The following is an 11,912-nucleotide window of genomic DNA, read 5'->3' on the forward strand; positions in this document are numbered from 1 at the left end:
CAAACCGATTAAAATTGTAATTACTGGATGTTATTTTGTTTCTTTCTTTTTAGTCCTTTACTTTAACGCTGCGTTAACGTTTAGAATGAGAGTATCACGTGAGAACTATTTGGACTTAAAGAGGTGACGTCACCATGAAAATACAGGAAGCTTCCCGATTATTGGGCATGACCCCACGATCAATTCGTTACTATGAAGAACGAGGGCTGCTCGCTCCCTTTAAAAAAGAGAACAACGGGTATCGTGTGCTTACCAATGACGATATGGAACGACTGAGGATGATTGGCAGGCTGCGGGAATTAGATCTGCCCATAGATGATATTCAACACTGCTTGAACGATGCCATGGCGGGAGAATTGTCTAAGCTGCGTCCTTTCTTGTTACGTAAACGCAATGCGCTGGCAGAAGAATATGTGCAAATGAGAACATTGATGAAACTGATGGATCATATGATACACGCCTCAGACGATATGGAAGGAGAACAGGCGATTATGGAATTGGAACAAGTGACAGAGCAAGCGAAGCGGGTAAGAGAGCTGCGATTAAATTGGCAGGACAGATGGAACTTTGATAAGCAGGCAAAAGGGTATGACGCAGCCGTAAATCGCATTCACGGGAATTCCGATGTTCATGCCGACTATGAGAGGGTACTGCAGCGGACAAGTGGAATAATACAAGTAAAACCAGGAGAACGCGGACTCGATCTGGGAATTGGAACAGGCAATCTATCTGCTCGCTGTTGGGAGCAAGGGGCGCTTATGACCGGTGTTGATCAATCGGAGGAGATGTTAAAGCAATGCCGGGCCAAGTGGCCAGAGTTCAGGCTGTATTTGGGTAATATGATGTCTTTGCCTTTGGCAGATGAGAAGTTCGATTTTATTATGTCGACGTATGCACTGCATCATTTGACAGAAGAACAAAAGTGTATAGCGCTGGATGAGATGGATCGAGTCCTCGTGCCAGGTGGCCGGATTGCAATTGGTGATCTGATGTTTGAAACAGAACAGCACCGTAATGAATATATGATTCGTCTGAAGAAAGAAGGAAAGTTTGAGGAAATTACAGGGATTTTGGATGAGTATTATGCAGATCGTTCCCGACTGCTGGCATGGTGGGAGAAGCACGGATATGAAGTCCATGCAGAACAGCTTGGCTTGTTGGTTCACTTGGTATATGCGCGGAAAAAATGTTAGGACAATTACACGAGGGACGCGGTTATGCTAAGCATAACCGCGTCTTTTGTTAGAAATTCTATCATGGAAGCTAACTGTTTTTGGATAAGTGTTGCTGGATAATCGTAATGTATTGCTGCTGCTGCTCAGGACTGCTTTCTTTCCATATCAGTTCAAACAGGACACCAAGACCAGGCAATGCGCGCTCATCGCCGTCAACCGAACCAACGATCATATCCTCTACATCTGCATCGGTTTTGTTCGAGATTTTCTGAATGATGGCCTGACGCAAGTTAATTAGTACGCTCATTCGTATGCCCTCCTTCTGTCATCGCTTTCATCCATTAGCGTAACCATGGTGAGAAAGAACCATGCATGTGGATTATGGAGTTGGTTAGGACAAGCAGGTTGAGCTATGATATAATATTTCACAAAACGTGACGGGAAACGGGAAGGTGAACCCATGGCAAATAAGAAGCAGTATGCAATTATAGGTATGGGGCGATTCGGCTCCAGTATTGCTCGCAGCTTAAGTAATCTTGGCTTTGAAGTGCTGGCGATTGACTCAAGTGAGCAGCGAATTCAGGAAATTGTCAACATGGTAACACATGCTGTATCTGCGGATTCTACCGAAGAAGAGGCATTAAAAGCGCTTGGCGTTCGGAACTTTGATGTCGTGGTTGTAGCAATTGGTCAAGATATTCAAGCGAGCATTCTAACTACGCTTATTCTTAAAGATCTAGGTGTACCCATGATTGTTGCTAAGGCGCAAAATGAGCTGCACGGAAAAGTATTGAGCAAAATCGGTGCGGATAAAGTCGTATTCCCAGAACGCGATATGGGGACACGTGTCGCTCACAATTTGATATCGCCTAACATATTGGATTACATCGAGTTGTCTGATGATCACAGTATTGTCGAGGTTCGTGCAACCGGCAGTATGCTAGGACAGAACTTGATTGAGTTGGATATTCGCGCGCGGTTTGGCTGCAACGTAATGGCGATTAAAAATAATGGACATATTAACATCTCACCATTGGCGGATTACCGATTACGTGAAGAGGATGTATTGGTCATTGTCGGTCAGAACGACAATCTGAAAAAGTTGGAGTTGGCATATTCGGGAGCATGAGAAACAACATGAGTATAAATTCAATTACATCTTTGCATAATCCGCGTGTTAAGCAATGGACGCAGCTGCAAGAGCGGAAGCATCGCAGCCGCGAGGGACGCTTTATTGCTGAAGGCGTACATCTCGTTCAGGAAGCATTGCGTTCCCAAAGTACAGTGGAATGTGTTGTTTATGATATGGATAAGGGAATTCCTAACGAGTTACGATTGGCTGCTGCGAATGAGGGGGAGGTCGAATGGATCGGTGTGACAGATGCGATTATTCGCAAATGTACGGATACGGAGACCCCGCAGCCCTTATTTGCGGTCATGAAGAAACCTGCAACGGACTGGCGTTACTTATTCGAAGACAAGCAGGCACTGGTTGTAGCTGTTGATGGTGTGCAGGACCCGGGAAATCTGGGCACGATAATACGTACAGCAGACGCAGTAGGTGCAACTGGTGTTGTTGTCGGTAGAGGGACGGTTGATCTGTATAACAGTAAGACGGTTCGCTCCACAATGGGTTCTTTGTTCCATCTTCCTGTAGTTGAGGGAGATCTTGAGGAACTTATTCCAGAGGCGAAGCGGCACCATGTGCGTGTAGTTAGCACAAGCTTGCAGGCCGAAGCGAATTGCTATGAGCACAGCTTTACCGGCCCGACCTGGCTGGTCGTAGGTAATGAAGGTAAAGGGGTGTCTGCGCAGGTACAGGCACTGGTCGATGACGCCGTCATTATCCCGATGCGCGGGCAGGCTGAATCGCTTAATGTGGCGATGGCAACCTCGGTGCTGCTGTATGAGGCGATGCGTCAGCGGTATTTTTACAAGTAAATTAACCGTTCCGCGGTGTTTTATGCTGTCTTTTTTGAGGCAGATTATATGTTATTGTAGGAGATAAATTTATTACAGAAAACCCTTATAGTGTAAGGGTTTTCTGTATATTCAAATCCTTCAATCTATAGATAAATATAGAAATGGTCCTGTTAAAACTTGCTGTTGATTTACTGATTATTATCTCGCTTGTGAAATGGATTTCTGTTTTTGCCATTCGGAGGAACCAACCTTTTCCCAATAATCACTAGTTTGCTTATCGAAAATGATAAAGTAATCATTTGCTATCTTGATGAATTCAAACCTGTTCTGTACGTTTTGTGCTGAAGATTGCTTACTCGGTGTCTCGACATAATCAACGTGTTTTGTTTTTAAAGATTGTGATATCAACCATGAGCTTAAAAGAAGACATATACCTAAAAATAATATCGATATAAATTGATGATTCTTACTCATTATATAACCTCCAAAAGTAGTGAATTTCATATATTACCAAATGTAAGGACGAAAGAACAAAAAAACAAACATATATTTCTTATTAGACATTGTGTTCTCGTATTCCTAGCTGTCTAAATAACGAAACCAAGCCAGACAATGTTGCGAATATTTAGCGTCGACACGATTAAAGCGTTCCATCTGACGTTTCAAACGAGCATCCTAAACCAGACAGGGACTGGAAAGTTTCGAATCTATCTCGATCAATTTCCATTCTCTCGCTCCTCCCCTCCGATTACAAACTTATCCGCAGCAATAGCTCACCCTTATGCCGTATTATCCGTTCGTATTGAATATTAGGAGGATTTAAGATGGCATTTCAAAGGACTGCCTATTTCATGATTTGTCTTGGAATACTTCTCTCTTCGTGTACGAGTCCATCATTATCCAATAAACCTGACCAAGCCAGTAATGCTCCAACTTTTCAAACAGGTGTTCTTTTTCAAAGTTCAAGTTTTAACGATCCGGCGGAACGTGAAATAGCCGAAATCCTTGAAGAGAACTTAACGGCTGTTCTGGACAAAGATAAACAAAAGTTTGATGATACGTTTGTCATGCCAAAAGATGGCGAGATTTATTATTATGTCATGGATCCACCTTATCAAAGGTTTGAAAAATTAATGTTTATTCCTTATCACAAACCCAATAGAGCACAGGTAGTAGTGACATTTACAGTTAAAGAAAAAAACAATGGGCAGTGGGAAGAGAATACTAGAAATCGGACTTATACCTTAGAGAAGGTCAGAAAGAAAGTGTGGAAGATTATTACATTGGATTGAGCGCGCATTTTGGTCATCATTTTCTGGCCACTAATGTCCTCCTTTAATTGGAACTGACATTTATAAAGTTTAAAATTTATGCAATAATTATCATGTTTTTAAAACTAAATGCTTCTCTCATGCATCTATTTAATTAGATAAAGAGGGGAGAATTGGGGAAATTGGAATCGAGGTATGGAGTCACGACGGCGATCTGCATTCTATGCGGCATGTTAATGATGGCAGGTTTTCTATTTTTATGGCCAACCTATCAGCAGAGTGGCAATTTGTCTGCATTAAGCGATACTTGGTCCGAGAAAAGCGTTCATATTGGTTTCCCTGAAGCAATGGAACCACAGTTATATGATGGGGATGCGGGGACTTTTTTAACAAATACGCTAGGTAACATTCTAGAACCTGACAAACCTTTTACAGGGCAAACTTTTGCACTTGACTCGGATATATATGGAATGCAGCTAGATACAATAAAGGCAGGCTTACAAGAGGGTAGCATTCTACGAACCTGCGTGCAGGAGGCGCCTCCAATATTGCTCGAAGCGAATGCCTCTTATGAACTACATAAGGAAAATAGCCATTGGACGATTGTATTCCGAACAACTGGCATACAGCAGTTTAAGCTATATAGCCCGATGCCGGTCAGGATAGAAGGAGAAGGAGTTACAGTAGTCCATCAGGAGGAAGCGCAGGTAGTTATCGTCACACGTGTCGGCAACTATAGCCCCATCGACCTGTATTGGTCATCCTAATAGGTGCTGCATTGAGTATCTTAGAAATGATAAAGTTATGAATAGAGGTTATAGACCTAAAGACATCAAGATTTAGCTGGGAGGTTGTTATCGGTATGAGAAAAGTATCTTATGTTCCCGAAGCTGTTGATCAGTTGAAAATATGGAATGAGCCGCCTATGTGGAAAGTGGAAGGTCAAGATTTGCTGGTGCGGTCAGCAGGAGAGAGTGATTTTTGGCTCAAGACCCACTACGGTTTTGAGGTTATGAATGGACATGTATTTTACGATGAATATGATACAGACTTTACAGCAGAGGTATCGTTAAGCATCAATCCAGAGTCAACATACGATCAAGCGGGACTTTTTGTGATGCTGTCCGAAAACTGCTGGTTAAAGACCTCCCTTGAATATATACCAGAAGGGCCCTCTCATTTGGGCGCAGTTGTGACCAATAATGGGTACTCGGATTGGTCTACCCGTAATTACCCCAATGATCTTAACACTGAACGGTTAGCATTTCGAATCGAACGGAGAAATGACGATTACACGATATATGCTGCTACTAGTCAAAGTGATGGCAAATGGGAGCAGCTGCGTATCGCTCATCTCCATGCTGAGGAGCCTGGCAAGTCTGTACAGATTGGACTTTATTGCTGTAGTCCGACACCGAATAACGGCTGCGAGACTAGGTTTCATTCATTTACAGTAGAGTGCGAAAACTAGTAATAAATATAGGATTTGCTCCAGATCCGAAGCCGTCCATCCCCCATAGTATGTTTGATGGGGATGGACGGCTTTAGTTTGTTTAAAGGTGATGATCGAAGTGATGTATCAGATAACTAGACATCATTCAGATCATATACACAACGATTGACAGGATATGTTCGCAGTAATTCTATGCGGATTACGGTCTTTTTTGCATTTGGAAAGAAGTAGTTCGTTATTACTTATAACGAAAGTCCTAAATTGTTCCGATATATGAACTGAAGAATGTTTGAACAGCATTCGACTAGATTACTGGGGGGTTACACCACGATGCAAATAAAAGTAAAAAACCCATTTAAGTTTTATTCGCAATTGTCTCTGCGAATAAAATTGCCTGTACTTATTAGTGCATTAGTCGTATGTACGTTAGTCAGTGCAAGTATATTTATGTATTCGTTTGGATCAGGCTTGCTCATGGACAAAAGCAAGGATGAAATGCAGGCCAATGCTGACCGGATAGGGGAAAACCTACTATCTATGGTTCAAATGGAGCAGCAGACAACCTATTTGGTGGCTGTACACGATACCTTTAAAGAGTTATTAGAGCTTCGAAACAATAACAGCATGACAGATAAGCAATTTTTCTCTCCACAAAATGAACTTTACACAAAAGCAAATGATATTTTAGCCAAAAGTTTGTTAGGCGCAGAAGAGAAACAATCACTGACGCTTATTGATACGAACGGTGTTATTGTGGCAAGCAGCAATGTAGAATCGGTCAGAGACGATCGTGCAGACAGAGATTATTTCAGACAGGCGATTAAGGGAGAGTTCTTTGTAAGCGATGTGCTAGTATCCAAAAGCACTGATTCATTAATTGTGGTGACAGCTGAACCAGTGAAAAATGACGCTGGCGACGTCCTTGGGGTGTATATCAGTACGATAGATACGGCTGCTGTAGTTGAGATGCTGCAGGATATCCAAATAAATGACGAAGGTTTAATCTACATCGCCAGCCGTACGGGAACTCTTGTTTACCATTCAAAAGACCCTTCTAAAGTAGGCAAGCCGTCAGAGGCGGATTACTTAAACGAGCTTATGCTGGAGCATACGGAGGGCAAAATATTACGCGGTGATATTGATCATCCGGACAAATATATTCGTTATTCCAAAATCCCGATTGCCGATTGGACCGTGGTAGTGGAGGATAGTTATCAAGATATCAAGAAACCGTTGGACGTGCTTATGGGCAACATTATGGTCATTACGTTAATTGCGATCGTTATTGCTGTCGTAGCCGGCATTGTATTGTCGAGAGCGATAACATCACCTATCGTCAGATTGATGAATTTATTTAAGCAAATGGCGTCAGGAGACTTGACCGTAAGTGCAGACGGAAAGTATAACAGTGAGTTTAAGGAACTGGCAAACAGCTTCAACGTGATGGCTTATCAAAATAAGAAGCTGATCTATAACATGAACAAATCGATCGAAGTGTTAAATAACAGTACAAACGAATTGGATCAATCATCGAAAACGGCCGCACGCTCCATGCAGGAAACATCGGTAACCACGATGGAAATTGCTAAGGCGATGGAATCCCAATCGAATGATACGGAGCACATTGTGGCCAAGTTTGTCGGATTAGGCGATAAAATTGTTTATATTAATAATCGCTCCCAGTCAGTTAAAGAACGTGCGGAAGCGATTATTGAAATATTTAATGTGAACAACGAGATCATTAATCAATTGCTCCAAATTAACAATCGCAATGAGCAAGAAGTGAAGAAAATTTCGATGACTACTCAAATGTTGGCGGAAAGCTCCAATCACATCCGAGCAATTACGGGAGCGATCTCAAATATTGCAAGCCAAACCAATCTGTTGGCATTAAACGCTTCTATTGAAGCGGCGCGAGCTGGTGAGCATGGCCGCGGCTTCAGTGTTGTTGCAGGTGAGATTCGTAAGTTGGCTGAGCAGAGCTCAAAGCAATCAAATGAGATTAACGCGATTATTGAACAGACGCTAGTTCAGGTAGAAGAGAACAATCAAAGCGTAAGCGATATCCAGCAGATTGCCGTAGTTCAGGACGAATACGTAGGCAAAACACAGCAATCGTTTAAAGACATATTGGAATACGTAGTAGATATTACGGATCAAATTAAGTCTATGGCGTTGGAAGTAGCCAGTATGGAGAAAGATAAAGACGAGGTGCTTGATTCTGCGCAAAGCTTGTCCGCATCGGGAGAAGAAGTGTCTGCATCGGTAGAGGAAGTAACGGCGACTGTGCAAGATCAATCGGCTATGGTGCAGCAATTGGCAGGAATGATTGAAACAATCGACAACCTGACACAAGAACTGGCTAGCACCGCTGCTCGATTTAAAGTCGAGTAAGTATACTTGGGGTACTTTTCATTTATAACTAATTCCTTTAAGATAAATAAAGAACATGTATAGCTATGAACAGCCCCTTTTGCTTATGAGCAAGGGGGCTGAATTTGTTTGTCGGAGGTAGGCAACATGAAATCAATCCATACTGAAGTTGTACAACGTCGTCTTGATGCATATAAGGGACAAGATATTTATCTCCATCTGGAAATGACAACGGGGGCTTATGCCTCTCATCAAGATAGCACTAAGCTTACGGCGTCTACTTTTATAAGTAATGCGATTATTCGTTATTCTCATGGCCTGATTACGGGAAATGGACCTTATCGAGTGGGATTGAAGACAGAGCAAGGCTGGGTGTATTCGGAAGGTTTGACTCACTGGGATGATAGCGATAACGAGCAATTGATTATGGCCGGGCACGATCAAGAAGGTAAGCTCGTGGTCGGATTGCAATTAAGCACAAAGCCATTCGGAACAGCAACTGAATGACAGTAAAAAACACTGCATATGACACAGTAAACGAACTGCCACTGAGTTCGAACACTATCAAAAATGAAGTAAAGGAGTGTTAACATGGAGTCATACCAACACATTTTAGTCGTGCTCCCGCATCCAGATGATGAGGGGATCGTAGCAGGAACTTTGGCTGCCTATATCGCGCAAGGGGCCCGTGTAACCTATATATGTCTTACTTTAGGGGAGATGGGACGTAATATGGGCACACCGCATTTTGCCAACAGAGTGTCACTTCCATCGATTCGAAAGCAGGAACTGGTAGAAGCTTGCCGGAACATTGGCATACAAGATCTGCGTATGTGGGGACTACATGACAAAACGGTTGAATTCGAAGATCAGGAGCGTCTGGATGAACGACTGCTGGCGACTATTGAGGAACTGGGGCCGGAGCTGATTATTACGTTCTATCCGGGGTACAGCGTACATCCCGATCATGATGCTACAGGTGCGGCTGTTGTTCGTACCGTGGCGCGTATAGCAGCGGACACTCGGCCTATTGTACAATGTATAGCGTTGTCCAAAGGCTGTAAGGAGATCATTGGCCAGCCGGATATCACAAATGATGTCAGCCAATATATGTCGCAGAAGCAGGCGGCGATCAGATCCCATAGGTCGCAATTTCATCACTTGGTAGGCGATTCCTTTGATAAGCCCGAAAAGCTGGCTAGATTTACGAGGGAGCGGCTTTGGACTTACAAGCTGTGCTGAACAAGCTCACTGATTGTTAAATGGACTAATGGAAGTTGTTTATGAAGCGCGATCGCTTTCCAGTACATAACGGGAGAGCGATCGCCGATTTATTAAGGGAAGCGTTCATATTAATCATCATTCGTATCTCAATGACTGCATAATCACATTTCGTACAGGATTACTGCCCTTACATGGATGCTGTCTTTTTGGAAGTAGGGAGTTGTGTCTTGCTGCCAAGCAAGTTAGTACCTAATACACCTGCCAAGATCATAATAGCGCCGATGATATGATAGTAAAATAACGGTTCCCCCAAGAAAATGACTCCGGCAATGATCGTCACGAGCGTACCCAGGTTTCCAAATACACTCATCTTGGAAGCTTCCATCTTGGAAAGAGCATAATTGGTTGTCAGTGCTGTGACAAGGGAAGACAAGATGCCAAGGTAAGCAATGGACAATAAAAAGGTCGGGTTTGCTAGTGGTTCGATAAATTGTGACCATGTTCCGCTGATGGCGTGGTTGCCGAGCGCAGCTGCATTAAAGCTGACAAAGCCAATAGCTAGCATAATAAAAGTAATATCCATCGGCTTGTATTTCTTTGCAAGCGGCCTCGCCATGACACTGTACCCTGCCATGGATAGGGTAGACAATAAGAGCAGCAGCAATCCAGACAGATGAGTGAGATCAATGGATGCCCCCTGCATTACAAATATAAAAATTACACCCGCTACCGAGACGGACACAGATAATTTTTGCCACGCATTCGTTCGTTCCTTGAGAAACACGGAAGCCAGAAATAACGTAAAGATCGGCACGGCAGCCATTAATATGCCCCCTTCCGACGAGGAGGCGTGTAACAATCCGAAGCTTTGGAAGCCGAAGAATAAAGCAGGGTATAACAAACCGAGCGGTAAAATGGCTAAAATATCACGCAGACGGATATTCACCGTTATAACGCGGCAAACGATGAGCAGAATGGCTGCTGCAAAAGAGATCGTAAAGCGGTGGGCCAGCGTATCAAGTGGACTTGCAAACTCTAGCGCCAGCTTTACGAACATAAATGACAGTCCGATAATTAGAGCGTTAAGTACAGCTGCAGTGTAAGCTTTCCCCATATGTGTATTAGATTTCAATTCGCTCACTCCTTGAGGTTAAGTATTTCAATTCGTATTAGGGCAGCTACGATATAGATTTTACTCTACATGGGTTAGTTGGAAGTAGCAATCGCTTCCTATACTAACTGTACCGATACAGTTGAATTTCAACTTCCGACCCTCCCATGAAATGAATGGTACAACCTGTGCAAGCATACATATTAAACGTACAGGCCATGCATGACTGAACGGACGGGGATGGGAGGAATGCTCATGCGATGGGGACAAAGTTCCGGCTTACGGCGCTTGCTGCAAGGTTTGCCAGGGACGAAGCGGCCACGCAAGTGGGGACGGGCGGGTGGCAGTTGGTTAAATGGTACTGCTTGGACGCAGCCGCGTGCCAAGCGGGTGCGTTGGCACTCGCAATCGTTTAGCCGTGCCGCCGCGCATGAAAAGGCAGATCCACCGCAAGGAGAGCGCTCGGCACGTCATGGAGGTGCTGGTTGGAAATCTCACCCGCCAAAGCCGAAGCGTCGCAGACGGATATGGTTTATTGCGTTTCTCATTTTTATCGTACTGACTGTTCAATTATTTGTATACGTAGACCGCCATCTTCGCCCTCCACTTATGCATCTCGCAAAAATACGAGTTAAACAGATGGCGACCCAAGCCATTAATAAAGCAATCTCTGATCAGGTAACGCAAGGACGTCAGTTGGATAAGCTTGTGGAGTGGAAGACCGATAATCGAGGGAAAGTGACGAGTTTTATCCTGAATTATAACGAGCATATGCGCATTACCTCGGAGACAGTTAGCATTGTACAGAACGCTCTGCATGAGGTAGAGGAGTTCCGTGATCATATTCCGTTGGGTCAAGCGCTTGGAAGTACGCTCATTGCCTCCTTTGGCCCCCGCATACCGATCAAGATGGAACCGCAGGGTGCCGTTAAGGTGGAACTGAATACAAGGCCAATGAATGTGGGCATTAATATGGTGCTTGTTGAGGTATTTATTAAGGTGGTGGAGGAAGTCGCAATCGTAATACCGTTTGACTCAGAGCCTGAGGTGGTAGAAACGGAAATTCCGATCTCATACTTACTCGTCGTCGGTGATGTTCCTATGTATTATTATGATGGCAAAGGCCAGCCTGTTGGTCAGAATAAAGATCAGGCTCCATCGCTCGCACTGCCGCCTTTGAATCCGGATTCAGATGCTTCCAACGGGACGCAAGAACAAAGTGGGAGACAAGGTGTCAGCGTGCAGCCGAACAACTCACAGCCCGTGAACAAACAGGATCGAGTCACAGATGGGACGATCTCGTCAGGGAGCGGTGAGGGTGATGTTAATCATTAACCTATAATAGTAAAAGGCTAACTCACCGTCCATGACATGGACTGGGG

At 43.9% G+C, this 11,912-nt stretch carries 13 protein-coding genes; 10 read left to right on the forward strand and 3 right to left on the reverse strand.

Features of this window, described 5'->3' with window-relative positions; translation table 11 throughout:
- Window positions 1–134: 134 nt before the first annotated feature.
- Window positions 135–1,193 carry a methyltransferase domain-containing protein gene (locus QP775_RS23535; RefSeq protein ID WP_285109154.1) on the forward strand — a complete coding sequence of 353 codons (1,059 nt, stop codon included), beginning with the start codon at window positions 135–137 and terminating at the stop codon, window positions 1,191–1,193.
- Between the two features lie 70 nt (window positions 1,194–1,263).
- Here QP775_RS23535 and sspI read toward each other — a convergent pair whose 3' ends face one another.
- Window positions 1,264–1,482: a small acid-soluble spore protein SspI gene (gene sspI, locus QP775_RS23540; protein ID WP_239333145.1), complete on the reverse strand. Its 219-nt coding sequence runs from the start codon at window positions 1,480–1,482 to the stop codon at window positions 1,264–1,266.
- Between the two features lie 153 nt (window positions 1,483–1,635).
- On the opposite strand from sspI, the gene QP775_RS23545 reads away from it, so the two are divergent.
- Window positions 1,636–2,304: a potassium channel family protein gene (locus QP775_RS23545; protein ID WP_239333147.1), complete on the forward strand. Its 669-nt coding sequence runs from the start codon at window positions 1,636–1,638 to the stop codon at window positions 2,302–2,304.
- Between the two features lie 8 nt (window positions 2,305–2,312).
- On the forward strand, window positions 2,313–3,116 hold the full coding sequence (locus QP775_RS23550) for a TrmH family RNA methyltransferase (protein ID WP_239333149.1): 804 nt from the start codon (window positions 2,313–2,315) through the stop codon (window positions 3,114–3,116).
- 180 nt (window positions 3,117–3,296) lie between these two features.
- On the opposite strand, the gene QP775_RS23555 is transcribed toward QP775_RS23550, so the two are convergent.
- The gene (locus QP775_RS23555) at window positions 3,297–3,572 is read right to left on the reverse strand and encodes a hypothetical protein (RefSeq protein WP_285109155.1); all 276 of its coding nucleotides are present in this window, start codon (window positions 3,570–3,572) and stop codon (window positions 3,297–3,299) included.
- Between the two features lie 350 nt (window positions 3,573–3,922).
- On the opposite strand from QP775_RS23555, the gene QP775_RS23565 reads away from it, so the two are divergent.
- The 6 genes from QP775_RS23565 to bshB2 all read left to right on the forward strand — a co-directional run bounded on the left by QP775_RS23565 (window position 3,923) and on the right by bshB2 (window position 9,437).
- Window positions 3,923–4,390, forward strand: coding sequence for a hypothetical protein (locus QP775_RS23565; protein ID WP_285109156.1), 468 nt, complete (start codon window positions 3,923–3,925; stop codon window positions 4,388–4,390).
- A 152-nt stretch (window positions 4,391–4,542) separates the two neighbouring features.
- Window positions 4,543–5,136 (forward strand): hypothetical protein, encoded by a 594-nt coding sequence (locus tag QP775_RS23570; RefSeq protein WP_285109157.1) that lies wholly within the window; start codon window positions 4,543–4,545, stop codon window positions 5,134–5,136.
- Between the two features lie 95 nt (window positions 5,137–5,231).
- Entirely contained in the window at window positions 5,232–5,840 is a 609-nt protein-coding gene (locus QP775_RS23575; RefSeq protein WP_285109158.1) for a DUF1349 domain-containing protein, read from the forward strand.
- A gap of 312 nt (window positions 5,841–6,152) precedes the next feature.
- A complete protein-coding gene (locus QP775_RS23580; RefSeq protein ID WP_239333159.1) occupies window positions 6,153–8,216 on the forward strand; it encodes a methyl-accepting chemotaxis protein in 2,064 nt (687 codons plus the stop codon).
- Window positions 8,217–8,342: 126 nt separating this feature from the next.
- Window positions 8,343–8,702 (forward strand): YojF family protein, encoded by a 360-nt coding sequence (locus QP775_RS23585; RefSeq protein ID WP_285109159.1) that lies wholly within the window; start codon window positions 8,343–8,345, stop codon window positions 8,700–8,702.
- Between the two features lie 84 nt (window positions 8,703–8,786).
- The gene (gene bshB2 / locus QP775_RS23590) at window positions 8,787–9,437 is read left to right on the forward strand and encodes a bacillithiol biosynthesis deacetylase BshB2 (protein WP_285109160.1); all 651 of its coding nucleotides are present in this window, start codon (window positions 8,787–8,789) and stop codon (window positions 9,435–9,437) included.
- Window positions 9,438–9,606: 169 nt separating this feature from the next.
- On the opposite strand, the gene QP775_RS23595 is transcribed toward bshB2, so the two are convergent.
- On the reverse strand, window positions 9,607–10,533 hold the full coding sequence (locus tag QP775_RS23595) for a DMT family transporter (RefSeq protein ID WP_285109209.1): 927 nt from the start codon (window positions 10,531–10,533) through the stop codon (window positions 9,607–9,609).
- A 252-nt stretch (window positions 10,534–10,785) separates the two neighbouring features.
- On the opposite strand from QP775_RS23595, the gene yunB reads away from it, so the two are divergent.
- On the forward strand, window positions 10,786–11,865 hold the full coding sequence (yunB, locus tag QP775_RS23600) for a sporulation protein YunB (protein WP_239333165.1): 1,080 nt from the start codon (window positions 10,786–10,788) through the stop codon (window positions 11,863–11,865).
- The last annotated feature ends 47 nt before the right edge of the window (window positions 11,866–11,912 follow it).

This window comes from Paenibacillus sp. UMB4589-SE434 (genome assembly GCF_030226685.1).
Taxonomy (GTDB): Bacteria; Bacillota; Bacilli; order Paenibacillales; family Paenibacillaceae; genus Paenibacillus_B.